The organism is Arthrobacter sp. TmtSoilC79, assembly GCF_059739405.1.
On record NZ_AP046051.1, the window covers coordinates 3,667,008 to 3,692,508 of the forward strand.

Here is a 25,501-nt window from a genome sequence, read left to right on the forward strand (position 1 = left end):
TTCTGCCGCGTCACGGGCATGTTAACTCCTCAGTCCTGCAGCGCCTGCTCCACGATGTACTCGGCAATCGCCATCGACGACGTAGCCCCCGGCGATGGCGCGTTGCGCACCAAAACGGTGTCCCGGCGTCGTGCAATCACGAAGTCGTCCACCAGTGAACCGTCACCGTTCATGGCCTGGGCCCGCACGCCACGGGTGCCGGGCAGGATGCTTGCCCCTTCCAAGGAGGGCACAAAGCGCATCGCTTCCCGGATGAATCTTTTCCGGCTCACTACGGTCTGGAATTCGCGGACAGCCGACGGCACGTTCTGTCGGGCAAAATTCCAGAACCCCGGGAAGAGCGCGTAGTTGGCGACATCTCGCAACGCCACCTGGTTCCAGGCATAGGACTCCCGCCCGAACGAGATAAAAGCGTTTGGGCCGAGCATCATTTCCCCGTCAATGCGCTTGGTCAGATGCACGCCCAGGAAAGGATGCCTGGGATCCGGGACAGGGTAGATGAGGCCGCGCACCTGATCCCGGGCTTCCTTGCCCAGCAAGTAGTACTGCCCAAAGAACGGCACGATCCGTGGGTTCGACGGCTCCCCGGTGGCCGCGGCCAACCGGTCCGACTGCAGTCCGGCACATGCCACCACCAGGTCATAGTGTTCCCCGCCGTCCTTCGTACTGACCAGCACGCCGCTGCCCTGCTGTTGGAGCGAGATGACTTCCTGCCCCAGGCGGATGGTCCCACCCTGGCTTCTGACGTCGTCGGCGAGCGCGTTGGTGATGGCCGTGTAGTCGACGATCGCCGTTTCCGGGGAGTGCAAGGCGGAAAGTCCGACGGCGTTCGGCTCCACCTCGCGTATCTGCCCGCCGCTGAGCATTCGTACGCCGGGGACACCGTTGGCCGTGGCCCTGGCGAAGATGGCGTCCAAGCGCTTGGATTCCCCGGGGGTCTGGGCGATGACCAGCTTGCCGCACGCCTCATAGGGAAGGTTTTTGGTGGCGCAGAATTCCTGGAGCAACTCCACTCCCCTGCGGCACAGCCTTGCCTTCAGGCCACCGGGCTCGTAGTACAGGCCGGCGTGGACCACCCCGGAGTTGTGCCCGGTCTGGTGAGCTGCGAGCCGGTCTTCTTTCTCGTATACAGTCACGTGGACGTCTCCGAGCCTGCGGCCCAACTCCCTGGCCACTGCAATGCCGATGATGCCGCCGCCCACCACGGCGCAACGCCTGATGGTCCTGTTGCGTGGAGGGTTGGGCATGGCACTCCTCGTCTTTGGGGCTGGTCCATCGTTGCGTGGGTCCGTGTCAGTCACAGCATGTCACGGTGTTCCTTTTGCGGCACGAAAGTCACGGGAAAGGCATGAAAAAGGGCGGCACACGTGGTGCCGCCCTTTTTCTTATGGAACGTGGTGCTTGGCTAACTAGGCAGTCGGCTGGTCAAAACGCTGGCCGGCCGGGTTGGACGGCAGGAGAGCGAAGATGAAGAGCGCAATGCCGCCGAGGCCCGGAATAAGGCCAATCAGGACGAGCCAACCACTGAAGTTGCCATCGTGGAGACGACGAACCAGCAGTGCGATGGACGGGATGAGAATCGCCAGGTAGAAGACGAACGCCAGAATAAGGCCTACAACGGAGCCCGGACCTGGAGTGGCCGTCCCGCTTGCGGAAACGGTGGCCCCGGCACTGCCAAGTACCAGGGTGAGGATCTGCAGGACGAAGCCCACTACGCCCAGAACCAGTGCCACCCACCAGTATTCACTGCGGCTGGCGCGGCCGCTGAACGCGGTGTACTTCTTGAAGAAACGCTTAACAGCGGCACCAATGGGAGCGCCGTAGTACGGTGCCCACAACGGCGGTTCGCCGGTCTGGGCGGCGTAGGGCTGGGTCTGCTGCGGTTGTTGCGGGTAAGAGCTCATTGGTATATCCCCCGGGGTTAGGTGTGAGTCGATGAGTGCGTGTTGCTCGGAGTGAGTCGTGCCTTATCGTAATGCCCCGGAGGCGAATTAGGCAGTTCGATGGAGGAAATTTACCCGGATTTAGCTTGGTAACGGAATATGTCGGCTGGTAGCCGTCTCTCGGATCTTTAGCTACCCGACAGTAAAGACATCGATTTCCACCGAACCAGGCCTTCGGCGCCCGGTTCCGAGAGTGACTACCCTGTTCAACCATGCCAGTTCCGGAGCGGCGGTGGAAAACCGTGGGGTGCAGCGGAAATAGATCAATGCCGGGTCTACGTCCTCACCGCGGTTGAGCCTGTCCAGGTCTTCCGCCGCTCCGGAACGAAGCGCCTGGTTGTGGACGTAGACGATGGCTCCATCCTCAAGTTCCACAACGTACCTGGCGTCCAGCTCGGTCAGTCCGGCGTCGCGCTGGACCTGGTAATCGGCCCCCGCCGGCAGCACCTTTCCTTGAAGGCGTGGTCCGGACACGGTTCCTCCCACAATGGGGATGACCCGCCGTTGCCCTTCCGGGGTCATTCCGACATCCAGCGCCGGGCCCACTTTGACATTGAGGGTGGCCAGGAACGTCAACGCAGGGGCTTCGGGCAAGCCGGTCACAGCGCGTACTGCTTCCGAAGGTCCATCTTGCGGATCTTGCCGCTTGCGGTGCGTGGCATCTCCTCGACGAACACCACTGACTTGGGGATTTTGTACCGGGCCAGCCGGCCTTCCAGGTGCGAGCGCAGTTGGTCCTCGCTCAGGGAACCGCCGTCCCGCAAGGTGACGATAGCCCGGGGTACTTCGCCCCATTTCTCGTCGGCAACGCCGATCACCGCCACACTTCCCACCGCGGGCAGCTCAGCGATGGCTGCTTCCACCTCAGCCGGGTAGATGTTTTCGCCCCCGGAGATGATCATGTCCTTGAGGCGGTCGGATACGAACAGGAATCCCTCGTGGTCCTGATGGCCCATGTCTCCGGACCGGAACCATGAGGAATCGGCGTGGCTCTCCGCGGTGGCCTCCGGACGGTTCCAGTACTCCTTGATGACGTTGGGTCCGGAGATCTGGATCTCCCCCACCTCGCCAACTGCAGCCATTCCGCCCATCGGATCGACGATCCGCACATCGGTGAAAAAGTGCGGCAGCCCGGCTGATCCGGCCTTCTCCTTGGAACGCGATACCGGCAGCATCGTAGCCCCGGGCGCCGTTTCGGTCATGCCATAGCAGCTGGTGAATCCGATACCACGGGCTTCGTAAGCCTCCAGCACCCTGGCCGGAACCGCGGAACCGCCGCAGGTGAGCTTATCCAGGGACGTCAGGTCCGCCGTCGACCATCCTGGGTGGTCGCAGAGCATCTGGAAGGTGGTGGGCACACCGTTGAGGGTAGTGACCCTATGCAGGCCCACCAGCTCCAGCACCCGGCCGGCGTCGAATTTGGCTTCAAGCACCACCGTGGCGCCCTTGAGCAGCATGGGCAGCAGGCCCATGTCCAGGGAAGCAACATGGAAGAGCGGTGAAATCATCAGCGCCACGTCGTTGCGGTTCAGGTCCATGTCCACCACGGTGTTGATGCAGTTCCAGGTGATGTTGCCGTGGGTCAGCAGCGCACCCTTGGGCTTGCCGGTGGTGCCGGAGGTGTAGAGGATCATGGCACCGTCCTCCAGCGTTACCGCCTCATCGAGCGGCGCGGCGGACGCTGCCTCCATTACTTCCCCATAGTGCTCGACGCCGGACGGCAGCTTCAGCGCGGAACCGTCAGTGTCGTCGTCGGGCGCCACCACCAGGCGGTGGGTTACCAGTGTCTCCTTCACCGATGCGGAGGCTACGGCGTCCAGGGCCGCGGCGTTGACCAGGAGCCGTGCGCCGGAGTCCTGCAACTGGAACTGCAGTTCCGGGGCGGCGAGCCGGGTGTTGAGCGGGACAAAGATGGCGCCCACCAGCCCGCAGGCAAAAAAGGTCTCCACGAAGGACGGGTGATTCTCCCCCAGGTAGGCCACACGGTCCCCCTTGGCTACTCCCCTGTCCTTGAGGGCGTTGGCCAAATGGTCGGTCCGTTCGGCGAGCGCTGCGTAGCTCAGGGTTTGCCCGCCGGAGATGAGGGCCGTTGCGGCCCCGGACTTGATGCGGCGGCGGTGCAGCCAGGATCCAACTCCGTTGTTGTCCATGGTGCGCAACTCCTAACTGACCGTTGAGAGGTCGTTGTTCTTAGACTCCCGCGTCAGCAGGATGAAGACAATCGAGACCAGCGACATGACGGACAGGAACACCACCACGGGCACGATGCTCTGGCCTGCGTCCTTGTACAGTCCGGCCACGATCCCGGGGGTGAAGCCTGCACCGATCAGTGTTGCCAACTGGTAACCGACTGCTGCACCGGTGTAGCGGTTGGTGGTGCCGAACTGCTCGGAGACAAAGGCGGCGAGGGGTCCGTAGAGGGAGGAGTGCAGGATCAGTGCCACCGTGAAGGCCAGGAAGACCAATGCGATGTTGCCGGAGCTGAGCATTCCGAACATCGGGAACAGGTAAAGGATGAACAGCGCCAAGCCGGTGACCATGACCGGGCGTCGGCCGAGGCGATCGGACAGGCGGCCTCCCAGGAGCACGAACAGTATGGAGATGGCCGAGGCTCCGGCGAACGCGTAGAGAACTCCTTGCTGGGGTGCGCCCTTGGATACCGCGTACGTTACGGCGAAGGTCGGCAGGACCACTTGGAGGCCGAATCCGGCCGCACCGGCAAACATGATCATGACCAGTGCTTTGGGGCGCTTCAGGACTTCGAGAAGCGGGATTTTGCGCTTGGTGCCCTGGGCGCTTTCCTTGGCCACTGCTTCGGCAAAGATGGGGCTCTCGGAGACCCGCAGCCTCACGAACATGCCCACGATCAGCAGCACAAAGGACAACAGGAACGGCACGCGCCAACCCCAGGCCAGGAACGCGTCCTGGGGAAGTGCGGAGAAGATGCCCATGACTACGGTGCCAAGGACGGCGCCCGTAGGTGCACCGGCATTGACGAACGAGGCCGCGAATCCGCGCCGCTTGGGATCCGAATGTTCCAGGGCCATCAGCGCGGCCCCTCCCCATTCGCCGCCCACGGCGATTCCTTGGCAGACACGCAGGACCACCAGGATCACCGCACCCCAGGGACCAATAACGTTGGCGCCTGGAATCAGGCCGATCAGCGTTGAGGCAATGCCCATCATGGCCATGGACACGATGAGCATGCCCTTGCGGCCGATTCTGTCACCGAAATGGCCGAAGATGATGCCGCCCAGTGGGCGGGCCACGTAGCCTGCCGCGAACGTGGCGTACGCGGCTACTACTCCCACCCATTCGTCAGTGCCGGCGAAGAAGACTTTCGGGAAGGCGACTGCTGCCGCTGTTGCGTAGAGCAGGAAGTCGTAGAACTCTATGGTGCTGCCCAAATAGCTGGACATGATGACCGTGCGCGCTTCTTTGCGTTTGGCGGCCGTGCTCGACGGGGCGAGCGCAGTGTGTCCTGACATGGCTGTTCCTTGGGAGAGGAGGGACGGGATTCTTACTTGTAGAAACGGGCGAGGAATTCGGCGACGACGGCGGGGCGTTCCTGGCCTTCGATTTCGATGGTGGCGTTGACCTTGATTTGGGCGCCGCCTTTGACTTCGGTGACCTCGGCGATGCTGCCGTTCATGCGGACTTTGGAGCCGACCTTGACGGGCGAGGTGAAGCGGACTTTGTCCAGGCCGTAGTTGACCTTGGTGGTGACCCCGTCCACGTCGAAGAGTTCGCCCCAGAACGGGATGATCAGGGACAGGGTGAGGAAGCCGTGCGCAATCGGGGCTCCGAAGGGTCCATCCTTGGCGCGCTCGGGGTCAACGTGGATCCACTGCTGATCGTCCGTGGCATCGGCGAACAGGTTGATTTGCTGCTGGGTGATTTCGCGGTAATCGGTGGTGCCGAGGTCCTTGCCGGACATGGTGAGCAAGGTGTCGAAATCGACGACGAGATTGGGCATCTTTGCCTCCTGTTGATTGGTTTGAAAAGCGTTAGCTGGTGAAAGCGCCGGCGCCGGTGAGGGCGCGGCCGATGATGAGGGCGTTGATTTCGTGGGTGCCCTCGTAGGAATAGACGGCTTCGGCGTCAGCGTGGAAACGCCCGACGTCGGCGGCCAGGGTAATGCCGTTTCCGCCCACCACTTCGCGTGCCAGGGCGACGGTTTCGCGCATCATCAGGGACGTCTGCATTTTGGCCAGCGCCGAGTCCTGGTCCCGGTAGATCCCCCAGCCCTGCTGCTCGGTCAGCCGTACCACCAGCGAAAGCGATGCGGTGACGTTTCCCAGCATCCGGGCCAGTTTCTCCTGGACCAGCTGGAACGACCCCAGGGACCGGCCGAACTGCTGCCGTTCCTTGACGTACGCCAGGGCGGCTTCGAACGCGCCGGCCTGGATGCCGGTGGCGATCCAGGCAACGTCCGAGCGCATCGCCCGCAGCATCGCGGCGACGTCCTTGAACGAGTTCACGTTATGCAGGCGCATGGTGTCCGGGACCCGGACCTTATCAAGGGTGATGTGGGCGTTCTGCATCATCCGCAGCGAGGTCTTGCCGTGGATTTTCTCCAAGGACACACCTTCGGCGGTACGGTCCACCAGGAACGCTTTGACCTGCCCGTCCGCGACGTCGCGGGCGAACACGCACAGCACATCCGCTGTGGAGGCTCCACCGATCCACCTCTTGGCGCCGTCCAAAACCCATGTTCCGCCGTCGGGGTTGGTTCCGGTACCCGGTTCGAACCGGGCGGTGGTGGCAAGGCCGCCGGCGATGTCCGAGCCGTGTTCGGGCTCAGTCAGGGAGAAGACGCCCTTGAGGGAGAAGTCGATGACGCGGGGCATCCACTCCTTTTGCTGTTCCTCCGAGGCACCAACCCGGATCGCGGTCCTGAACAGCCCAGCCTGCGCGGTGTACCAGGTAGCCAGTGACGCGTCAGTTCGGGCCAGTTCGAAGATCCGGAAGCCGTGGAAGACACCCCTCGCCGGTGCATCGACTGTGAGATCGGCCGGTTCCATCAAGTCCAGGTCGATCAATGGACGGGCCAGTTGCTCCGGAAATTCGCCGCGTTCCCAGTACTCGGCCAGCAACGGCTTCGCCTCGGCGGTCAGGAACGTCCGAAGCCGGCCCAGGACCTTGCGCTCTTCGGTGGTGAGGAGTGCTTCGGCGTCGTACCAGTCCGCCACTGAATACAACCGCTGATCCGTCTCTGTTGCTGCCGTCGTCGTGGTCATTTCAGCCTCCGAGTCCGAGGAGGCGGACGGCGTTGTCCTTGAGGATCTTTGGCCGGACTTCGTCCTTCAACGGCAGGTCAGCGAAAGCACCCAACCATTTCTGCGGGGTGATCAGCGGGAAGTCCGTGCCGAACAGCACCTTGTCCTGCAAGACCGAATTCGAGGCCTTCACCAGCGACTCCGGGAAGTACTTCGGCGACCATCCGGACAGGTCGATGAAGACGTTGGATTTGTGCGTCGCGATCGAATTTGCCTCATCCTGCCACGGCACCGAGGGGTGGGCCATGATGATCTGCAGTCCCGGGAAATCCGCGGCTACGGCATCGAGCAGCAACGGGTTGGAGTACGCGAGCTTAATTCCGTATCCGCCGGGAAGGCCCGCGCCCATGCCGTTCTGGCCGGTGTGGAAAATACACGGCAGCCCCAACTCCTGCAGCGTTTCCCAGAGCGGGTAGAACTGCTCATTGGATGGGTCGAACCCTTGCAGGGAAGGGTGGAACTTGAACCCCCGGGCACCAAGCTCTACTGCCTGGTGCTTGGCCCCGGCGATCGCGTCCTCCCCCGTCCTGGGGTCAACACTGCCGAACGGGATCAGCACATCGTTGTTGCGTGCCGCCCCGGCAATCAGCTCCGGGATGCTGTTGGGTTCGTGCTTGAGCTGCGTCCGGGCGTCCACTGTGAAGACGACGGCGGCCATGTTCAGTTCCCGGTACAGCTCGGCGATCCTGTCCAGCGACGGTGTCCGGTCCTCGGCCTTGAAATACTTCGCCGAGGCCTCCGTCAGCGCGTCCGGGAGCGAGCCGTGTCCACAGCTGTCCACCTCGAGGTGGACATGCATGTCAATGGCGTCCAACGCCGAAGCATCGATGCCCAACTCATAACGGTCAGCCATGATCAGCGCGCCTGCACGGGTTCAGACGTGGCAGTCTCAGCCTTAACAGGCTCGGGCTGCAGCTCTGCGGGCAGCGGCAGGAATTCCTCACCGAAGCTTTGCAGGGTGTCCGAACTGAACAGGGAGCCGGCGTTTTCCTGCAGCGCCTCGTAGTCCCACCCGCCCTGACGGTATTCGGTGGTTGCTGCCTCGGGGTGCGTCCAGACCTGCAGCCGGTCACCACCGGCACCAATCGCCTGGCCGGTAATTCCCGCAGCCGCGTCAGAGGCGAGGAAGGCAATCAGCCCGGCGACGTCGTCGGCCGTTCCAAAACCAAGATCATGACGGAAGAAGGACGGCATCGCCTCACCACGCTCTTCGGCCTCGACAGCTTTCTGGAAATACGGGACGGTCTTGGTCATTGCCGTCGCTGCCACCGGGATCACGGAGTTCACCGTCACTCCGGCCTTCTTCATCTCCAGCGCCCAGGTGCGGACCATGCCCACGATCCCGGCCTTCGCCGCAGCATAGTTTGTCTGCCCGAAGTTGCCGCGCTGCCCGGTGGGCGAACCGATGGTGATGATCCGGCCCGCGACGTTGTTTTCCTTGAAGTACGCGAACGCCTCACGCACACAGGTGAATGTGCCCTTCAGGTGCACGTTGATGACCAGGTCAAAATCCTCGTCCGTCATTTTCAACAGGCTCTTGTCCCGGAGGATCCCGGCGTTCGTGACCAGGATGTCCAGGCGGCCGAACGACTCGACAGCGCCCGCCACCAAGGCTTTCGCAGCATCGGTCGAGCCCACGGGAACCACCACAGCGGTGGCCCGGCCGCCGTCGGCCTGGATCTGCGCGACTGCGGCGGCAGCGGTTTCGGTGTTGACGTCATTAATCACGACGGCGGCCCCCTGGCGGGCGAGCTCCCTCGCGTAAGCCAGTCCAAGACCCTGCCCACTCCCGGTAACGATCGCAACCTTGCCGTTCAAGCTCATGCCGTGCTCCTTCGCATGCAGTAACCGGCCGGAGCCGGTGGGGCCGATCCCACGGCGTCGTGAGATCCTTGTCATGATCAATGAGAATACGGATCATTGAAAAAGTCAACGATTGTTTTTTATTACTATTGGAGTTGTCATGGGACCGCAGAGTACCGAAGTGGAAATCCCGCGCCTGGCCGCGGCCAAAATCGGAAACGACGTGGGCCTGCTGTTGGCCAAGCTGCATGCCACCGGCTCACTCCTGAACAACAAGGCGCTGGCGGACTATGGACTGCGGGAACGATCCTTTTCCGTGCTCACCCTGGCGTGCAGCGGACTGGAACCCACGCAGCGGGAGCTGGCCGATTTCCTCAGCCTTGACCCAAGCCAGGTAGTCAGTTTGGTGGACGACCTCGAGCACCGGGGCCTGGTCAAGCGGGCGCAGGGCAAGCAGGACCGCAGGGCAAAGATCATCGTCTCCACTGCCGAGGGCCGGCGGATCCATACCAAAGCACGGACCGGGCTCGAAGCATGCGAGCAAACCCAGCTGGCGGCACTGACCGATGAAGAAAATGTGCAACTGCGGGCACTGCTCAAAAAGGCGCTGTGGGGCTGAGCTTCCCTCCGCGCCACACCCGGCCGGGACGTTACGGCGAGCGGTCCTGGACATCTGCACATCACATCGCGTCTACCGTAGGCACATGTCCATACCGGCCCGGAGCAGCTTCTGTCAGGATCGGACACTATGGACTTCCCACTCTTCCACGATCCCCTGCAGGGCAGCGTCAGTGTCGACGCGTCCGTGCGTGAGCCCAAACCCCATCGCCAGCCCCGCAGTTCCAACAGGCCTGCGCGTCAAGGAACCGGCCCATCCACGCCGGGTCGAGCTGTCAGGCAACGTGAAGTGGCGAAGGTAGCCGAAGACCTCCGCGCCCTGATGGAGAGGTCCGGAGCGAGGGGCTGAAAATAGCCCGCTCCTTGACGCAGCTCGGGGAATAGAACCGGCCCAAGTGGGTATAGATAGGGGAAACCCATCTCAATCCATACCAATCCTGAGGGCCGGAGGTGTGCTGTGGGCTGGAAAACTTCCACGCGGTGGGCAGAACCAAACAACGTTTCCGAAACGGCGACCATGGACGTGCTCATCCCTACGTGCAATCGACCCGCCGAGGCGGCAGTTACCCTTGCCGGCTTGGCGGCGCAGTCCGAACCCCCGTTCAGGGTGGTGATGAGCGATCAATCCACCGGCAGCCCGGACTGGGAACATCCTGCCGTCGCCGCGGTCATCCGGGTACTTGAGGCCCAGGGCAGATCTGTTGCCCTTTTCCGCCACCTCCCGCAGCGTGGGCTCGCAGAGCACCGGCAGTTCCTGCTGGAACAGTCCACCGCAGAACAGTGCCTGTTCCTGGACGACGACGTGTGGCTGGAGCCTGGCGCCTTGGATCGCCTCAGCCGCGCCCTGGATGAACTGGGTTGCGGTTTTGTGGGCATGGCTCCCCAAGGCCTGTCCTATCTGGGCGAGAGGAGGCCGGATGAGACGGCCGGATTCGAACCGTGGCAGGGCCCTGTGATGCCCGAACGTATCCGCCCGGGCACCGCTGCCTTCAACCGTTGGCCCCTTCACAACGCCGCCAACCTCAGCCACCTCAGTACCGATCTTCCCCTGCCTCCTGACGGATGGGTGCCCTACAGGGTTGCCTGGTTGGGCGGGTGCGTGCTGTACAACAGGCACGCCTTGATCGAGTCGGGCGGGTTCAGCTTTTGGCGTGGACTCCCGGCCAACCACGCCGGAGAGGACGTGGTGGCACAGTGGCAGGTCATGGAGAGGTTCGGAGGTGCCGGCATCCTGCCTTCGGGCGCGGTCCACCTCGAGTCGCCCACCACCGTCACCGACCGGCGGGTTGAGGCGTACGACGTCGTGCTGGGTGCCAAGGACTAACATCCACACCATGGCGATCCACATCGGCACATCAGGCTGGAGCTACGATCACTGGGAGAACGTGCTCTATCCGCCCGGACTTCCCGCGTCAAAGCGCCTGGCCCTGTATACCGCGAGGTTCAAGACCGTGGAACTCAATGCGAGTTTCTACCGTTGGCCCCGGGAAACGACGTTCGCCGGCTGGCGTGAACGCCTTCCGCCGGGCTTCGCGATGTCGGTCAAGGCCCCCCGGGGGCTCACGCATGCCAAAAAGCTCTACAGTCCCGAGGTCTGGGTGGAACGGATTACCCGCTGCTGGCATGAGCTCGGTGACAAGCGGGCCGTGCTCTTGGTCCAGCTGCCACCGGGATTTGCCCGTGACGATGCGAGGCTCGACTACTTCCTGGCCGCTTTGCCCCATTGGATCCGGGTAGCCGTCGAGTTCCGCCACGACAGTTGGGACCATCCGGAGGGGTATGCGCTGCTGGCGCGGCATGGCGCTGCCTACTGCATCATGAGTGGCGCCAATCTGCCCTGCATCCTCCGCGCCACCGCACCGTTTGTGTACATACGGCTTCACGGCCCGGACCACGAGCACCTTTACGGCGGCTCCTACTCCGATGACGACCTTCGGTGGTGGGCGGACCGGATCCGCGAATGGGCCGGCGCGGGCAAGGACGTGTACGCCTACTTCAACAACGACGGCGGCGGCAATGCCGTGCGGAACGCTGAGACGCTGCGGTGGCTGCTTGGGGTTGGCTGACGCATGGCGACACCAACCCCACGGCCACTCAAGCCAAACGGCCCCGCACGATTTCGCTGACCGTCTTACCGTCGAAGCGTCCTGCAACTTTGGCGGTGACAGGCTTCATGACGGCTCCAATGGACCGCATGGAGAGTGCCTGGCCATCTGCGGTCAAAGCCGTGATGGCCTCGTCCACGATTGCCTCTACTTCTTCGCGGGTGAGCGCCTTGGGGAGGTACGCCTCAATAATCTCCGCTTCGGCTACTTCGGCTGTTGCCCGGTCCGCCTCGCCGGCTTCAGTGTAGATCCGGGCCGTGTCGCGGCGCTTGGCAGCTTCCTTCTGCAGCAGCGAGGTGACTTGCGCGTCGTCGAGCTCCACCGGCGTCTTGCCCGACTTTTCCCGCGTGCTGATCTCGCCCAACACGTTGCGAACCGTGGTCAATGCAACCTTATTGCCGGCCTTCATGTGGTCAACGACGTCCGCTTTCAAGCGTTCTTTGAGTGTCATGATGTTGCTCCTTGTTTGGTGTTCCCAGTGCTATCTTCCCAGCTTGGGTGCCGGAGAGGGGCCTCCCGTCCGGCGAGGGGAAGCACACAGTACGGGCGACATGCTTGCGGTCTGAATAGTAAGCATGCTTAGCTTATTGGGTCACTGGAAAAGGGTCGCCCCTGAACCGGTTGATCTCCAATCTCACAAAGCAGCCTCAGCGCTTAAGGAGGGACTCCCATGCCACTTTCTGAAAGGGAGCGCAAAGTACTTCAGCAACTTGAGCGTGAACTGTTCATCCAGGATCCCGACCTGGCCCGGCAACTCGAATCCGGGGTACCTGTGCCCGGACCGGCGCAACCCCGCCTCCGTGATGTCGTGGGCGCTGCACTCGGGGTCCTGCTGATGCTGCTGGCGATACCCTTGCACGTGTTTCCCCTTGCCCTTGCCGGGGCACTCTTCGTAGTCCATGCACTGGTGGCCCACCGCAACTACAAGAAAGTGGCGGGGTCACAGCTCCTTTGAGATCCCGGACTCAGCTTGGATCCTGGTCCGGTGATTCCTTCTCGACAGGTCCGCTGACCACCACTTGTGCAGGGCTATGGAGAAGATAGCCATTGAGCCAGGAGAACAAGGCCCGGACCTTTTGTTGCAGCCCCGAAAGCAGGGCCAGATGCACCAGCAGCCAGGACAGGAAGGCAAGGACGCCTTGCAACTGGACTCGCTTGCGGCCCAGCTCCGCCACTGCCGCGCCACGCCCGACCATGGCCATGTAGCCTTTGTCCACATAACGGAATGGTGCCCGGCTGCCCCCGTCCAGGTCCGCGAGGATGTTTTTGCCGGCCCATTTTCCAGCCTGTTGAGCCACCGAACCCAGCTGCGGCAGCTTTGCCCCCGTTGAATCCGTGATGTTCGCCGCGTCTCCAATGACGTACACACCGTCCACGCCCGGAGCGGTCAGGTCAGGATGAACGTCAACCCGGCCCCCTCTCCCCTGGGCCAGTCCGGAACCATCAATCAGGCCGCCGGCTTTCAGCCCTCCTGCCCACACCACGATTTGTCCCGGTACCGAAGTTCCATCTGCCAAGGCCACCCCGTCGGGACGGACCTCGGTGACGCCCACCCCCATGTGCAGTTGGACCCCCACTTTCTTCAAATGCTCCGTGGCATACTTCTGGGACTTGGCGGAGAACATGTTCAGGACGCTGGGGACCATATCCACCAGATGCACCCTGCACCGCGCGGCAAGCTCCGGCGAGAAATACTTGCTCACAACGTATTTGACGTTCTCTGCCATCGCTCCCGCGGTTTCCACGCCGGTAGGGCCCCCTCCCACCACCACAACGTCAACGGAACCGTCCGGGTTTCTGTCGGCCTGGTCCAGCAGACGGGTGAGGCCCGTGCCTAGCCTGGTGGCATCAGTAACCGAATAGAGGGGGAATGCCAGTTCCGCCGCACCCGGAGTGTTGAAGAAGTTAGGGACCGCCCCAACGGCGATCACCAGGATTTCTCCGTGCACCGTGCGGCCATCGGTGGTGGTGACCGTCCGTTCAGCCGCGCTGACTGACTCCACTTTCGCGGTGAGGACCTTGACGGTCTTGTAGCGACGGAAAACCGAGCGCAGGGGGCGGGCAATGGCTGAGACACCTATCTGGGACGTCGCAACCTGATAAAGCAGGGGCTGGAACTGGTGATAGTTGTTTGAGTCGATGAGCAGGACGTGGATGCCTTTGCCCCCCAGCTCCTTGGCTGCTGCTACGCCTGCAAATCCGGCACCGACAATGACCACTGGGTATGAGTCCTCCATGCGAGCAACTTACTTCACTCCAAGTCCGGACAAAAGGGGTTCCCGATCCCCCGTTACCATCCGGCCTTGGCGGGTACGCAGTGGGTAGTGTTCTGCATTCGGCAACGCACGCGGAGGGGTGATCTTTGTGGTTGAGGACGGGCTGACGGACGCAGTGCAGGAGGCTGGTGCCGTGGAATTGCTGCTGATCCGGCACGGCGAGAGTGAAGGCAACGTGGCCGCGACGGAGGCGCGCCTGGCCGGGGCCGAGGTTATCCAGGTGCCGGCCAGGGACCCTGACGTGGACCTTTCCGCAACGGGCCAGGAGCAGGCGAAGGCATTGGGGACGGCGCTGGCAAGGATGGCTGAGGAGTTCCGGCCCGATGCTGTGGTGTCCTCACCCTATGCCCGGGCCCGTCAGACGGCCGAGATCGCCGTGGAGGCGGCAGGCTGGCCGGTAAAGGTCCTCACCGATGAACGCCTGCGTGACCGGGAGCTGGGGATTCTGGACAGGTTGACGCGCCTGGGCGTTGAGGCACGCTACCCGGACGAGGCCGAACGGCGGCTCTGACTCGGCAAGTTGTACTACCGGCCGCCGGGTGGTGAGTCCTGGGCCGACGTCGCCCTCCGGCTCCGCTCGGTCCTGGACGAGCTGAACACATTGGGAAGAGGCCACCGGGTCATGTTGGTCTGCCATGACGCCGTCATCCTCCTTGTCCGTTATGTCCTGGAAGGAATGTCCGAGGACGAGATCCTGGACCTGGCAGCCACCACATCGGTGCTGAATGCCTCCATCACCCGGTACGTGCGCCCCACGGGTGCCGGCCCTTGGCAACTGGAGAGCTTCAACGTAGCTGACCATCTGAAAGAGCAGGGTGTGGCAGTGACCGAACATGCCGGAGATGCCAGTGTCCACCCCCAGTGAGCCCGGCAACCCCACCCTGGTGACCCCCTCCCTGCTGCGGGACTGGCCCTTGCCCGCTCCTGGCGAAGACAAATATTCGCGCGGAGCAGTGCTGGTCATCGGCGGCGCGCGGGCAACCCCGGGCGCAGCCCTGTTGGCCGGCATTTCGGCGCTCCGTGCGGGTGCGGGAAAGATCACGCTGGCTGTGGCAGGGTCCGTGGCGCCGCAGGTAGCCGTTGCCCTGCCCGAATGTGGGTCTGTGGGCCTGCCGGAGAACGCCGACGGCTCTGTCACCGGCGAAGGGCTGGACCGGGTGGCAGCTTATTTGGAGAAGGCCGACGCCGTCTTGGTCGGTCCGGGACTGGACGACCGGGACCTTGCCGAGCATCTCCTGGACGCCCTGCTGGCGCGGGAGGAAACCGAGGGTGGCGACGGCCCGAAAGGAGGGCCCGCCGTCGTGCTTGATGCTTATGCCTTGGGCGGGCTGGCCCGGATCGAAGACCGGCTTGGCCCATGGCGTGGCCGGCTGCTCCTGACTCCCAACCCGACGGAAGCGGGAATCCTGCTGGGACGGGACGTTGAGGACCTGGAGAGGGACGTGGCGGCCATCGCCCAATGCTTCGGTGCAGTGGTCAGTTGCCAGGGCTTCATCGCTGGACCCTCATCCGGAAGTTCGCAGGAACCGGGACTGTGGAAGATCACCACAGGTTACGGCGGACTGGGAACATCCGGCAGCGGGGACGTTTTGGCCGGCACCATCGCCGGGCTTCGGGCCAGGGGCACAAGCGGCGTGCAGGCAGCGTGCTGGGGCACCCACCTTCACGCCGCCGCAGCTGATCGTTTGGCGAGCAAGCTCGGTCCGCTGGGCTTCCTGGCCCGTGAGCTCGCCGATGAGCTCCCGGCATTGATGCTGGAGCTGAACACCTGAGGCGCGCTGGTACCTAGGCCGGCTTCAACAGCTCATGTTCGACGACGGCGGATCGGGACAGGGTCTTGTACCCCTCCTGCTCGAAGAGCACAGTGATGACGTCGTCCTCGTGCCGCATCACCAGGCCTTGGCCCCATTCCTTATGGACCACAGTGGATTGGAGCGGAAACAGTTCAGGAGCCGCGGTGTCATCCGCTGCGTCCTGGAGATTCACCCTGTCCGCGGAATCCTTGCAGGCATCGCAGTTGCCGCAGGGCTCGGGCATGTCCTCGCCAAAGTAGCCCAGAAGGAATTGCCGGCGGCAGCCGTCGGTCTCCGCGTAGCCCCGCATCATGGTGAGCCGGGACTGTTCCACCCGTTGCCGGGCCTCTGCACGTTCTACAGCACGGCGCACCAGCGCGGAAAGCTTGGCCTTGGAAGCAAGGCGGACACCGCGCTTCCCCGTGGTGACGGCGCCGGCATCTTCCAACTGGTTCACCAGTGCAGTGATCCGACGCGCCGGGAAGCCCGTGAGCTCAACCAGCGCGGATTTCGGGGCCGGCGCGCCTGCATTCCTGATGACCTTGAGCACCGTGCTGAGCGCTTCAGGATCCGGGGAGTGAGTCGCGAAGAACTTGCGAAGCCCCAGGTCTTCGGCACGATAATGCAGCACCGCGTGGGCAGGTTCGCCGTCACGCCCGGCCCGGCCGATCTCCTGGTAGTACGAATCCAGGGACTCCGGAATGTCTGCGTGGACCACGAACCGGACGTTTGGCTTGTCGATCCCCATGCCAAAGGCTGTTGTGGCAACAACAACGTCCAGTTGGTCATCCAGGAATGACTCATGGACCTTCTCGCGGTCAGCGTCGGATCGACCCGCATGATAGGCGTCGGCCCGCAGGCCTTCTTCTGCCAGCTTGGCCGCGTACTTCCCGCTGTCCTTGCGGGTTGCCACGTACAGCAAGCCCACTCCCCCGGCCTTGGCGAGGGCGGCAACCTGCTCCACCACGGCTTTGCGCTTGCCCTTGTCCTCCTGGTGCCGGACCACATCGAGGCTGATATTGGGGCGGTCAAAGCCGCGGATCAGGACCAACGGGTCCTTCATGCCCAGCCGCTCCAGAATTTCGTTGCGCACCGGCGGTGAGGCGGTAGCAGTCAGCGCCACCACCGGCGGGTTGCCCAACTGTTCGCGGACGGTACCCAGGTCCAGGTAGTCGGGGCGGAAATCATGGCCCCAGGAGGAGACACAGTGCGCCTCGTCCACCACGAACATGGTGATGTTCAGCGCCGCGATCCGTTCCACGGTGGCCTGCTTGGCCAGTTGCTCCGGGGCAAGGAACAAGAAGGTGGCCTGGCCGGATTCAGCCGCCGCCCAGGCCGCCTCCACTTCCGAATCGCTGCGGGAGGAGTTGATGGCGACGGCGGCGCCGGGGCCAAGGTCCTCGGTCAGCCCGTCCAACTGGTCATCCTGCAAAGCAATAAGCGGAGAAACCACGACGGCGGGCCGTCCCGTTTGGTGGTGAAGGTACCGGGCAGCGACCTGATAGGTGGCGGACTTTCCGTAACCGGTGGGCATGACCGCGAGGACATCGCGGCCTTGGACGAGGGCGCTCATCCCAGCCAGTTGGCCGTCGCGCAATTCGGGGAGGGAGAAATCGGACGCCGCGAGGGCGCTCAGGGCAAGGTCATCAGACATTCGTAGGGTGGCTCCGCATAGAGTTTCCTGCGGCCACTTGCATCAGCCGAGGTGACCAGCCTATCGGAGCCGGGGACCCGGCGTCGTGCGTTGCCTGGTCGGCTGTGGATAACGCCTTGTTGGCTGCGACCTGTCGTTGTACAGGGTGGATCAGGTGGGTCACCCGGGTGCTTGTCACATGCGAACTGCCCAACGGACCCGGAAGAACGACGGCGACGCACCCGCCTGCTGCAGCGTCGCCGTCGTTCTTTCCAGCCGTGGGACGCAGGCTTAGATGGGGTTCCCGAACTCGCGGATGGTGATGCCGGTGAAGTTGGCCGGACCGCCGTCCGCATAGAGGGAGATCCCCGTGTCCCCGGCCGCGAAGTGCACCTGCTGCGAAACCACCGTGTGCCCGGAATTTACGAACACCTCAACACTTTGGGTGTCTACAAAGATGCGCAGGTGGACGGATCTGGCGTTCGCATCGATGGGCGCGGCGGCGCGGGTGTAGGGTGCCAGCGCATAACCGCTTTGCTCCGAGGATGCGCGATCGACATACAACTCGTCACCGTATTTGCCGATGTTCGTATGGCGGCTGCCATCGGACGAGCGGCCCACCGAGACTCCCACGTTCGCTGCCGTGTCCCATGAAATATCGAGTTCCAGTTCATACGCCCGGCCGCTCCACGGAAGTACGAAACTGCCGTTGACTGTGCGGTCCGGAAGGGTCGTGCTGGACGTGGCATAGTTCGAAAGCGCCGGAACAGGCGTGCTGAGCAAGGTGTACCAGCCGCCCGATTGGCGCTCGAGCCTGAGCTCGCGCGTAATGGAATTTTGCCCGTTATAGCCATCGGACGCGTCCGTGGGCACGTTGCGGGCGGCATATTTCCAGTTGTTCATCCACGCGGTGGCAAGCCGCTTGGTCTCAGGTGCTTCCACGGCCGGCCAGGTCACGGCGGCGTACCAGTCCCATCCCCAGTCAAGCCACTGTGGTGTGAGGTTGTCGGCGATGAATGCTGTGCCGTTCCATGAACCTGTCCAGTAGGCAAAGGTCATGGGGAGGCCGATGCTGTAGGCGTCCATGCTCGCCCCGAACACCCAGTGCCGGGTTCCGTCTCCTGCGGTCATTTCAAACAGATCCGGGCATTCGATACCGCCGAGGGCGTGGTTGGGGTAGTCGAAGTTGGACTTCCATTGCCAATCCCGCAGGTTGGGAGAGGTGTAGAAGGCAGCGTAGCGGGCCCTGCCGATGACACAGACCCACTCGTTGCGCGTCGCGTCCCAGTGAATCTTCGGGTCGCGGAACCATTCTGCGTTCTCCACCTCGGCGGGGGTGGTGGCCGTCCGTCCATCAGTGTTCACAATGACCGCGTCAGGCAACGCGGTGAAGGTATAGCCGCCATCCGTGGACCAGTAAAGGTACTGTTCCTGGAATTTCCGGACTCCGTCGGTGGGTTGGGTGGCGAGCGCGATGACTGCGCCGGCGCCGAAGCCGGCGGTGTTGGCGGTGTCCACTACTGCCGATCCCGACCACACGGGGAAGTCCGGTTCCATTGGCATCACCACTCCATGGTGGGTGTAGGACACTCCGTCGCCGGTGGTCGCGTGGTCCCATCCGCCCGGTCCGTTGTTCTGGCCGGAGTGGAGGTAGTAGAGCTGGTAGGCGCCGTTTGTATGTACGGGTCGCTGCGGATCACATAGCCAGCCCGAGGGCGGGGTCATATGGTAGATCGCCCGGAGGGATGTCTGGGCGTGGGCGGCCAGGGGAATGGCATTGCTCATGAAAAGTGCCAAGGCACCAACCCCTGCTCCTTGCAGGGCAGTGCGGCGAGAGATGTCATACGTCATCGATTCGTTTCCTCTCAGTGTTCGGCGGGCGCGACGACACGCCAAACGTCATGGTGATGGGTGTGTGAGACCGTCGGGAAAGGTCCCGGGCAGCCTGGTACTGCACGTCAGGTGGAGAGCTGGATTGGTACTGATTGCCGGGTCCGGACGGCTCGGCATCGAGCGGTCCGGTGAGTCATCGGCTACGCAGGACATTAGCGGCGGACGGTTTTCCGGTCAAGCGTTTTAGCACCATAGGTCCAGGCAAAATAAATAATTGCTAAAACGCTTGATCGCTGGTGATTTTCCAGCTAGCTTACGAGTGATCAAACGCTTTAGCAGAATGGACATCAGCGCAGATGAAACGCCCAGTCTTCTTCCAACCCGCCGACGGATGGGTTGGGGACCTTATCCCCTACGAGAAGGACGGAGAGTTCTGGCTCTTCTACCTTCACGAAGACCGCTCGGACCCGAAACCGGGAACATCATGGAACCTGGTCACCACAAAAGACCTCACACAGTTTGAAAACCATGGTGTCTCCCTGCACCACGGCAGCGAAACCGACCGGGACTTCAACGCCTACACCGGCAGCGTCGTTGCGGACGGGTCCGGCGTCCACCATCTCTTCTACACCGGCCAAAACCCCCGGAACCGCGGGGCCGACGGCGTACCGCTCCAGTTGGTCATGCACGCCACCAGCACCGATGGCATGCGCACTTGGCAAAAGCACCCGGAACTGACATTCGGCGCTCCGGACGGCTACGAGTCCGGTGACTGGCGGGATCCCTTCGTGTTCTGGGATGACACCAGGAAGCAGTGGAGGATGTTGTTGGCAGCCAGGCACTCCACCGGTCCGGAGCGCCGCCGCGGCGTGATCGCCCAGTGCGTATCCACTGACCTGATGACCTGGCAACACACCGACCCGTTTTGGGACCCACGCCGGTACATCACCCATGAATGCCCGGATGTCTTCGCTTGGGGTGACTGGTGGTACATGGTGTACTCCGAGTTCTCGGAATCGTTCACCACCCGCTACCGCATGGCCAAGAGTCCCGACGGCCCATGGACTGTGCCATCTTTGGACAGCGTCGACGGCCGCGCCTTTTACGCCTCAAAGTCCGCTGAGCGAGACGGCCGCCGTTTCTTCTTTGGCTGGATCGCCACCAAGGAAGGCAACACCGACAATGGGCCATGGCAGTGGGCCGGCACCATGTCTGTGCTCGAAGCCCGCCAAAACCCGGACGGAACCTTGGGATTCTGCTTCGCGGATGAACTGGTGGAGAGCTTCTGGGATGACGTCCCCGTCTCCCTGACAAGTGCCGTGCCCACCCGGTTCGATGTGCCGGATGGGTACACGTCGATGGTGTCCGACGAGGAGATGCCGGAACAGTTTTACGCCAAGGTGGTGCTGGACATCGCGCCGAACACCACCGAGTGCGGGTTGCTGCTCCGCTCAAGCCACGACGGCGACCACTCCTACGTCCTCCGCTTGGAACCCAAGCGGAGCAGGCTCGTCTTCGACCGCTGGCCGCGCGCGGTCACCGGTGATGCACAGTGGCACGTCTCAGGCGATGTCCCGTTCGACGTCGAACTTGAGCGGCCCTGCGACCTCACCCCCGGCGTACACACGCTTGAGGTCATCGTCGACGGCGACACTTGCGTCGCCGTCGTCGACCGCCAAGTGGCGCTCAGCGCGAGGATCTACGACCGCACTACCGGGCGGATCGGCGTCTTCGTCGGCGAAGGATCCGTCGCTGTCACCGAACTTGAAATACGCCAACGTACCGACAACTGAATATCCCGCACCCACCCCAACCTCTGTTCCAATCAAGGGAGATTGCCGCAATGAAGAAACTACTCCGTGCTGCCGCCGTCGCAGCCGTCGCTGCCCTGGCGTTGACAGCCTGCGGCGGCGCTGGCGGCACCAGCGACCCCGCCAATGTCAGCCCCACCGGTGAGATCAAGCCCCGCGAAATCTCGTGGCTCCTTTCCAGGCCTGCCGACGGCGCCGTCATCAACATCATGAAGAAGCTCGCCGACGACTACGCCAAGGACCACCCGGGGTTTGCACTGAACCTCATCACCACCCCGGACCGCCCCTCCTACATCCAGAAGCTCGAAACCCTGGCTGCGGCCAACAAGCTCCCCGAGCTGTTTGACACCGATGCCACTCCGTTCGCCCAGCAGCTGGCCAAGCAGGGCAAGATGGTGGAGGCCGACAAGCTGCTGAAGTCGCTGGACCTCTATGACGACTACCGGCCCGGGGCCTTGGACTACCAGCGGTTCGATGACGGGTCCCTTTACATGATCCCGTTCCAGTTCGAGCTCGAATTCATCTGGTACAACAAAGCCCTGCTCCAAAAGGCCGGCGTAGCCGTTCCTCAGTCCTTGGACGACATCCCAGCGATGTGCACCGCCCTGCGCAGTGCCGGAATTACTCCGATCGCCATCGACGGGCAGGACCAGTGGCCGCTGGAACGCTATGTGGCGTACCAGCCCTTCCGGGCTGCCGGCCCCGACTTTGTCCAAAAACTGAAGAAGGGTGAAGCTGCGTTCAGCGATCCTGCGGGCCAAAAGACCGTTCAATGGATGTCCGAACTCGGCAAGGCCGAGTGCTTCCAAAAGGGCTTCTCCGCGCAGGGCTACTCGGACGCGCAGAACCAGTTCACCTCCGGCCAAGCCGCGATGTACAACATCGGCACGTGGGAACTGCCCAGCCTCGCCACTGACAAACTCAACCCTGACGTCCGGGACGACATCGACTTCTTCACCCTTCCCACAACATCGGGTTCCGTGACGGCGGCCAACGAGTTCGTTTCCCCGTCCGGCATCGGCATGGCAGTGAACTCAAAGACGTACGATCCCCTGGTCAGCGATTTCCTGAAGTTCGCCTTGCAGAAGTATCCGGCCGAATACGCTGCCACGGGGGCGCTCTCCCCCACCACCACCGTGGAAACCACCGTCCCTGCGAACGCCACGCCGCTGTATAAAAAGGCCCTCGAAACGGCCAATACCCTCGGCGAAAAGCAGGCCATGCCGTGGGACACCCAGCTGGACCCCACCACCAATGGCCGCTTGCAGCAAGAGCTGGTCCTCCTGGTCCAGGGCAACGTCACGCCCGAACAATTCACCAAGACCATGGACGACGCCATCAAGCAGAACGCGCCCAAGTTCTTCAAGTAAACCGAAACGGCGGGGGCCTGTAGTGCCCCCGCCCGAAAGGCCCACCATGCTTCCCAACAGGTCAAGGACCTCAGTACTGGTTTTCCTGCTCCCACCCCTGCTGCTCTATTGCGCAGCAGTCCTCTTTCCCATACTTCAGTCCCTGGTCCTGAGCTTCTTCTCCTGGAATGGCATCAGTGACATGGAGTTCGTCGGGCTGGCCAACTACGTCCGAATGCTCACCGCCGATGACGTCTTCTGGCGTTCCTTCTTCAACGCCCTGCTCTACCTGGCCATCTGCCTGGTCCTGCAACTGGGCGGCGCCCTGGTTGTCGCCAGCCTGCTCACATCCCTGAGCAGGGGACGTGAACTGATCAAGACCCTGTATTTGCTGCCCGCTGTGATCTCCACGGTCGCCATTGCGTTCCTCTTTGTCCGCATCTACTCCATTGATCCCGTCGGCCTGCTGAATCAGCTCCTGCACTGGGTGGGACTGGGTTCCTTGGAGCGGGCCTGGTTGTCCGACGTCAACACTGTCCTGGCCGCAGTCTCCGCCCCTGAAGGATGGCGCTTCACCGGGCTCTACATGCTCATCATCTACGCGGCGTTGATCGCCGTGCCCAAGGAGCTCGAAGAAGCTGCGGTCCTGGATGGCGCATCGAAGTGGACCCTGTTCACCAAGATCCGCTTCCCCTACATTCGGCCCGTCTGGATTACCACCACCATCATGGCCACCACATACGGCCTGCGGGGCTTCGACATCCCGTACCTCATGACCAACGGCGGCCCCGGGCAGTCGTCCGAGCTCCTCACCACCTACATGTACAAGACAGCCTTCACCAGCACGGATTTCGGCTACGCAAGCACCATCTCCGTCTTCATCGTGATCGAGTGCCTCGTCGCCGTCGGCCTCATCTTGTTCATGCTCAAGCGGAAGGCAGATTAATGATCACCCAGACAGCCCCGGCCCGGCCCACCCGTGCACGTCCTGCTGCCGTCCCTCAGAAGCGGCGGCGGAAGCCAAGCCTTTACCGGACACTCTCGAGGGTCCTGATCATGCTCATCGTGATCGTCCAGGTCTATCCGCTTGCCTGGCTGTTCTTGACCAGCCTCCGGACTGAACACGACTTTGCCACCGGAGATCCTTTCGCGCTTCCCAGCTCACTGACCTGGGAGAACTACGCCCGGGCTTTCGAAACCGGTGACCTCGGACGGAATATCCTGAACAGTTTCATCGTCACCATGGGTGCCAACGTGTTGATTGTCCTGTTCGGCATGATGGCCGCCTACGCCATTCAGGTCCTTGGCTTCCGCCTCAGCAAGTTCGTCCGGGGCTTGTTCCTGGTCGGCATCATTGTTCCCGTCCAGATCGCGCTGGTCCCGCTGTTCATCGACTATTCCGCGGTGAACCTGTTGGACACCTACCAGTCGATGATTATTCCGCTGGCCGGCTTCGCCCTGCCGATGTCCATCTACCTCTTCTCGTCCTTCTTCGAGTACATTCCCCGCGAAACCTATGAGGCAGCATCCCTCGATGGTGCCGGACCTTACCGGATCTTCGGGCTGATCACCCTGCCGCTGTCGCTCAACACCGTGGTCACGGTAGTGCTGGTCAACAGCATCTTCATCTGGAACGACTTCATCTTCGCAAATACCTTTGTGCTCTCCGAAGAACTCAAAACCATCCCCCTGGGCCTGCAGAACTACATCGGCGCCATGGGCAAGGTCGACTGGACGGCCACCTTCGCTGCTGTCTGCGTGACCATCACGCCTCTGCTGCTGGTCTTCCTGGTCCTCAACAAGGCCATGATCCAAGGCCTTGAGAGCGGAGCGAACAAGGGATGACCTCAATGGCCGACGGTTATACTCCTGATGGAGGACAGATGATTTCGCAGGAGAGAGAGTCGGGCAGCGCGGCCACCCCCGCAATGCCTGCCAGAACAGGCCGTGCCCATCCGGTGACCCTCCGGGAAGTGGCTGAACTGGCCGGAGTATCCACTGCCACGGTGTCCTTGGTGATCAACAAGAAGAAGAACGCCCGGATCGCCGACGAAACCCGCCAACGCGTCACCGAGGCGATCACCCAGTTGGGTTACCGTCCCAATGCCATGGCCAAAACACTGGTGAGCGGCACGTCCAAGTTCATTGGACTGGTCGCCGACGGCGTAGCTACTACGCCGTTCGCCGGCCAAATCATCCACGGTGCTCAAGACGAGGCCTGGAAACATGGCTACGCCCTCCTGATCGCGAACACTGAAGGCAACCAGGAGCTCGAAAAAGACGCAATAGCAATGATGCTCGAATACAAAGTACGCGGCATCCTGTACTCCACGTGGTTCCACCGTCCTACGGAGATTCCGGCAACGCTTCGGGAATCTGACTTCGTCCTGGTCAACTGTTTTTCCCCGGAATCCGGAACGGCCCGCGCCGTGGTCCCGGACGAGACACAGGGCGGCCAATCGGCCGCCGGGATCCTGCTCCGCGGCGGGCACCGTCGCATCGCGTTCATCAACGCCACTACCCCCTCACCTGCCAGGGATGGCCGGCTCCAGGGGTACAAGGACGCGCTCAATGCCGCCGGAATTGGCTTTGATCCGGCGTTGGTGTTTGAAGCCTACCCGGATCAGGAGGGCGGCTACGGCGCCACGGAAAGGCTGCTCACCCTCGGGGTGAGCGCGGTGTATTGCTATAACGACCGCATGGCTATGGGACTTTACGATGGCCTGCGGGAAAACGGGCTGTCCATCCCGGAGGACATGGCCGTGGTGGGTTTCGATAACCAGGAAGTCATTGCTGCCCACCTGCGTCCGCCGCTCTCCACAGTGTCCCTGCCTCATTACGAACTGGGCGCAGCCGGCGTACGCATGCTCCTGGGCTTGGATGCGGCTCCACTTGAATCAGCTGTGAAGATCGCCTGCCCGCCGGTTGAGCGTGCGTCCGTAGCCGTGCATTCACCCGCACAACGGCGCGCTTGATCCACGAAGGATCGAAGTCGTACCCCCTGCGCATTGCCCGCAGCCGCGTGGAGGAATAGCGTTGAGGGTGGAAGCCCAGTGGT

Annotated in this window: 24 protein-coding genes and 1 pseudogene; 12 read left to right on the plus strand and 13 right to left on the minus strand. The window is 62.7% G+C overall.

All coding sequences use genetic code 11. The annotated features are described in order from the left end of the window. Positions 1–29: 29 nt before the first annotated feature. The 9 genes from lhgD to AC6JA3_RS16750 form a co-directional block, all read right to left on the minus strand. Positions 30–1,247, minus strand: a complete 1,218-nt coding sequence (gene lhgD, locus AC6JA3_RS16710) for an L-2-hydroxyglutarate dehydrogenase (RefSeq protein ID WP_497920325.1) — start codon at positions 1,245–1,247, stop codon at positions 30–32. A 162-nt stretch (positions 1,248–1,409) separates the two neighbouring features. After that, positions 1,410–1,904: a DUF805 domain-containing protein gene (locus AC6JA3_RS16715; RefSeq protein ID WP_026548249.1), complete on the minus strand. Its 495-nt coding sequence runs from the start codon at positions 1,902–1,904 to the stop codon at positions 1,410–1,412. A 171-nt stretch (positions 1,905–2,075) separates the two neighbouring features. Further along, the gene (locus AC6JA3_RS16720) at positions 2,076–2,546 is read right to left on the minus strand and encodes a DUF3237 domain-containing protein (RefSeq protein ID WP_497920326.1); all 471 of its coding nucleotides are present in this window, start codon (positions 2,544–2,546) and stop codon (positions 2,076–2,078) included. Further along, on the minus strand, positions 2,543–4,093 hold the full coding sequence (gene menE / locus AC6JA3_RS16725) for an o-succinylbenzoate--CoA ligase (RefSeq protein WP_497920327.1): 1,551 nt from the start codon (positions 4,091–4,093) through the stop codon (positions 2,543–2,545). Before menE ends, AC6JA3_RS16720 begins: the two co-directional genes overlap by 4 nt. A 12-nt stretch (positions 4,094–4,105) precedes the next feature. Next, complete coding sequence (locus tag AC6JA3_RS16730; protein ID WP_091554297.1) at positions 4,106–5,431, minus strand: MFS transporter; 1,326 nt, start codon at positions 5,429–5,431, stop codon at positions 4,106–4,108. Positions 5,432–5,463: 32 nt separating this feature from the next. After that, complete coding sequence (locus AC6JA3_RS16735) at positions 5,464–5,919, minus strand: MaoC family dehydratase (protein ID WP_026542563.1); 456 nt, start codon at positions 5,917–5,919, stop codon at positions 5,464–5,466. A 31-nt stretch (positions 5,920–5,950) separates the two neighbouring features. After that, positions 5,951–7,183 carry an acyl-CoA dehydrogenase family protein gene (locus tag AC6JA3_RS16740; RefSeq protein WP_497920328.1) on the minus strand — a complete coding sequence of 411 codons (1,233 nt, stop codon included), beginning with the start codon at positions 7,181–7,183 and terminating at the stop codon, positions 5,951–5,953. 1 nt (position 7,184) lies between these two features. Next, complete coding sequence (locus AC6JA3_RS16745) at positions 7,185–8,075, minus strand: amidohydrolase family protein (protein WP_026542565.1); 891 nt, start codon at positions 8,073–8,075, stop codon at positions 7,185–7,187. 2 nt (positions 8,076–8,077) lie between these two features. Continuing rightward, entirely contained in the window at positions 8,078–9,046 is a 969-nt protein-coding gene (locus AC6JA3_RS16750) for an SDR family NAD(P)-dependent oxidoreductase (protein ID WP_497920329.1), read from the minus strand. 139 nt (positions 9,047–9,185) lie between these two features. On the opposite strand from AC6JA3_RS16750, the gene AC6JA3_RS16755 reads away from it, so the two are divergent. From AC6JA3_RS16755 to AC6JA3_RS16770, 4 genes are all read left to right on the plus strand, one after another. Next, positions 9,186–9,644 (plus strand): MarR family winged helix-turn-helix transcriptional regulator, encoded by a 459-nt coding sequence (locus tag AC6JA3_RS16755; protein ID WP_026548243.1) that lies wholly within the window; start codon positions 9,186–9,188, stop codon positions 9,642–9,644. Positions 9,645–9,773: 129 nt separating this feature from the next. Then, complete coding sequence (locus AC6JA3_RS16760; RefSeq protein WP_081733408.1) at positions 9,774–9,992, plus strand: hypothetical protein; 219 nt, start codon at positions 9,774–9,776, stop codon at positions 9,990–9,992. Between the two features lie 108 nt (positions 9,993–10,100). Then, positions 10,101–10,967 carry a glycosyltransferase family 2 protein gene (locus AC6JA3_RS16765; RefSeq protein WP_497920330.1) on the plus strand — a complete coding sequence of 289 codons (867 nt, stop codon included), beginning with the start codon at positions 10,101–10,103 and terminating at the stop codon, positions 10,965–10,967. A 10-nt stretch (positions 10,968–10,977) separates the two neighbouring features. Beyond that, positions 10,978–11,709 (plus strand): DUF72 domain-containing protein, encoded by a 732-nt coding sequence (locus AC6JA3_RS16770; RefSeq protein WP_497920331.1) that lies wholly within the window; start codon positions 10,978–10,980, stop codon positions 11,707–11,709. A gap of 28 nt (positions 11,710–11,737) precedes the next feature. Here the strand turns inward: AC6JA3_RS16770 and AC6JA3_RS16775 are convergent, their stop codons facing one another. Next, positions 11,738–12,199: a GatB/YqeY domain-containing protein gene (locus AC6JA3_RS16775; protein WP_497920332.1), complete on the minus strand. Its 462-nt coding sequence runs from the start codon at positions 12,197–12,199 to the stop codon at positions 11,738–11,740. 219 nt (positions 12,200–12,418) lie between these two features. Between AC6JA3_RS16775 and AC6JA3_RS16780 the strand changes: the two genes are divergently transcribed. Next, positions 12,419–12,703, plus strand: coding sequence for a DUF3040 domain-containing protein (locus AC6JA3_RS16780; RefSeq protein ID WP_497920333.1), 285 nt, complete (start codon positions 12,419–12,421; stop codon positions 12,701–12,703). Between the two features lie 10 nt (positions 12,704–12,713). Here the strand turns inward: AC6JA3_RS16780 and AC6JA3_RS16785 are convergent, their stop codons facing one another. Continuing rightward, positions 12,714–13,985: an NAD(P)/FAD-dependent oxidoreductase gene (locus AC6JA3_RS16785; RefSeq protein ID WP_497920334.1), complete on the minus strand. Its 1,272-nt coding sequence runs from the start codon at positions 13,983–13,985 to the stop codon at positions 12,714–12,716. A gap of 118 nt (positions 13,986–14,103) precedes the next feature. On the opposite strand from AC6JA3_RS16785, the pseudogene AC6JA3_RS16790 reads away from it, so the two are divergent. Both AC6JA3_RS16790 and AC6JA3_RS16795 read left to right on the plus strand, forming a co-directional pair. Then, a pseudogene (locus AC6JA3_RS16790) lies at positions 14,104–14,889 on the plus strand (histidine phosphatase family protein). Continuing rightward, complete coding sequence (locus AC6JA3_RS16795; RefSeq protein WP_497920645.1) at positions 14,867–15,796, plus strand: NAD(P)H-hydrate dehydratase; 930 nt, start codon at positions 14,867–14,869, stop codon at positions 15,794–15,796. The pseudogene AC6JA3_RS16790 and the gene AC6JA3_RS16795 overlap by 23 nt, the downstream one beginning before the upstream one ends. Positions 15,797–15,809: 13 nt before the next feature. Here AC6JA3_RS16795 and AC6JA3_RS16800 read toward each other — a convergent pair whose 3' ends face one another. After that, the gene (locus tag AC6JA3_RS16800) at positions 15,810–17,471 is read right to left on the minus strand and encodes a RecQ family ATP-dependent DNA helicase (protein ID WP_497920335.1); all 1,662 of its coding nucleotides are present in this window, start codon (positions 17,469–17,471) and stop codon (positions 15,810–15,812) included. 270 nt (positions 17,472–17,741) lie between these two features. Next, on the minus strand, positions 17,742–19,301 hold the full coding sequence (locus tag AC6JA3_RS16805; protein ID WP_497920336.1) for a glycoside hydrolase family 32 protein: 1,560 nt from the start codon (positions 19,299–19,301) through the stop codon (positions 17,742–17,744). A 338-nt stretch (positions 19,302–19,639) separates the two neighbouring features. Between AC6JA3_RS16805 and AC6JA3_RS16810 the strand changes: the two genes are divergently transcribed. From AC6JA3_RS16810 to AC6JA3_RS16830, 5 genes are read left to right on the plus strand one after another with little or no spacing between them, the layout of a single operon-like run. Beyond that, positions 19,640–21,076: a glycoside hydrolase gene (locus AC6JA3_RS16810; protein WP_497920337.1), complete on the plus strand. Its 1,437-nt coding sequence runs from the start codon at positions 19,640–19,642 to the stop codon at positions 21,074–21,076. A gap of 50 nt (positions 21,077–21,126) precedes the next feature. Continuing rightward, on the plus strand, positions 21,127–22,464 hold the full coding sequence (locus AC6JA3_RS16815) for an ABC transporter substrate-binding protein (protein WP_497920338.1): 1,338 nt from the start codon (positions 21,127–21,129) through the stop codon (positions 22,462–22,464). A 46-nt stretch (positions 22,465–22,510) separates the two neighbouring features. Then, entirely contained in the window at positions 22,511–23,389 is an 879-nt protein-coding gene (locus AC6JA3_RS16820; RefSeq protein ID WP_026542579.1) for a carbohydrate ABC transporter permease, read from the plus strand. Further along, the gene (locus tag AC6JA3_RS16825; RefSeq protein ID WP_026542580.1) at positions 23,389–24,288 is read left to right on the plus strand and encodes a carbohydrate ABC transporter permease; all 900 of its coding nucleotides are present in this window, start codon (positions 23,389–23,391) and stop codon (positions 24,286–24,288) included. Before AC6JA3_RS16820 ends, AC6JA3_RS16825 begins: the two co-directional genes overlap by 1 nt. A 38-nt stretch (positions 24,289–24,326) precedes the next feature. Beyond that, entirely contained in the window at positions 24,327–25,418 is a 1,092-nt protein-coding gene (locus AC6JA3_RS16830; RefSeq protein WP_026548235.1) for a LacI family DNA-binding transcriptional regulator, read from the plus strand. Positions 25,419–25,501 lie beyond the last annotated feature (83 nt).

Coding starts and splice junctions, on each gene's coding strand:
- lhgD (WP_497920325.1), bottom strand. CDS start 1,247: ATGCCCAACCCTCCACGCAACAGGACCATCAGGCGTTGCGCCGTGGTG.
- AC6JA3_RS16715 (WP_026548249.1), bottom strand. CDS start 1,904: ATGAGCTCTTACCCGCAACAACCGCAGCAGACCCAGCCCTACGCCGCC.
- menE (WP_497920327.1), bottom strand. CDS start 4,093: ATGGACAACAACGGAGTTGGATCCTGGCTGCACCGCCGCCGCATCAAG.
- AC6JA3_RS16730 (WP_091554297.1), bottom strand. CDS start 5,431: ATGTCAGGACACACTGCGCTCGCCCCGTCGAGCACGGCCGCCAAACGC.
- AC6JA3_RS16735 (WP_026542563.1), bottom strand. CDS start 5,919: ATGCCCAATCTCGTCGTCGATTTCGACACCTTGCTCACCATGTCCGGC.
- AC6JA3_RS16740 (WP_497920328.1), bottom strand. CDS start 7,183: ATGACCACGACGACGGCAGCAACAGAGACGGATCAGCGGTTGTATTCA.
- AC6JA3_RS16745 (WP_026542565.1), bottom strand. CDS start 8,075: ATGGCTGACCGTTATGAGTTGGGCATCGATGCTTCGGCGTTGGACGCC.
- AC6JA3_RS16750 (WP_497920329.1), bottom strand. CDS start 9,046: ATGAGCTTGAACGGCAAGGTTGCGATCGTTACCGGGAGTGGGCAGGGT.
- AC6JA3_RS16755 (WP_026548243.1), top strand. CDS start 9,186: ATGGGACCGCAGAGTACCGAAGTGGAAATCCCGCGCCTGGCCGCGGCC.
- AC6JA3_RS16760 (WP_081733408.1), top strand. CDS start 9,774: ATGGACTTCCCACTCTTCCACGATCCCCTGCAGGGCAGCGTCAGTGTC.
- AC6JA3_RS16770 (WP_497920331.1), top strand. CDS start 10,978: ATGGCGATCCACATCGGCACATCAGGCTGGAGCTACGATCACTGGGAG.
- AC6JA3_RS16775 (WP_497920332.1), bottom strand. CDS start 12,199: ATGACACTCAAAGAACGCTTGAAAGCGGACGTCGTTGACCACATGAAG.
- AC6JA3_RS16780 (WP_497920333.1), top strand. CDS start 12,419: ATGCCACTTTCTGAAAGGGAGCGCAAAGTACTTCAGCAACTTGAGCGT.
- AC6JA3_RS16785 (WP_497920334.1), bottom strand. CDS start 13,985: ATGGAGGACTCATACCCAGTGGTCATTGTCGGTGCCGGATTTGCAGGC.
- AC6JA3_RS16795 (WP_497920645.1), top strand. CDS start 14,867: ATGCCAGTGTCCACCCCCAGTGAGCCCGGCAACCCCACCCTGGTGACC.
- AC6JA3_RS16800 (WP_497920335.1), bottom strand. CDS start 17,471: ATGTCTGATGACCTTGCCCTGAGCGCCCTCGCGGCGTCCGATTTCTCC.
- AC6JA3_RS16805 (WP_497920336.1), bottom strand. CDS start 19,301: ATGACGTATGACATCTCTCGCCGCACTGCCCTGCAAGGAGCAGGGGTT.
- AC6JA3_RS16810 (WP_497920337.1), top strand. CDS start 19,640: ATGAAACGCCCAGTCTTCTTCCAACCCGCCGACGGATGGGTTGGGGAC.
- AC6JA3_RS16815 (WP_497920338.1), top strand. CDS start 21,127: ATGAAGAAACTACTCCGTGCTGCCGCCGTCGCAGCCGTCGCTGCCCTG.
- AC6JA3_RS16820 (WP_026542579.1), top strand. CDS start 22,511: ATGCTTCCCAACAGGTCAAGGACCTCAGTACTGGTTTTCCTGCTCCCA.
- AC6JA3_RS16825 (WP_026542580.1), top strand. CDS start 23,389: ATGATCACCCAGACAGCCCCGGCCCGGCCCACCCGTGCACGTCCTGCT.
- AC6JA3_RS16830 (WP_026548235.1), top strand. CDS start 24,327: ATGATTTCGCAGGAGAGAGAGTCGGGCAGCGCGGCCACCCCCGCAATG.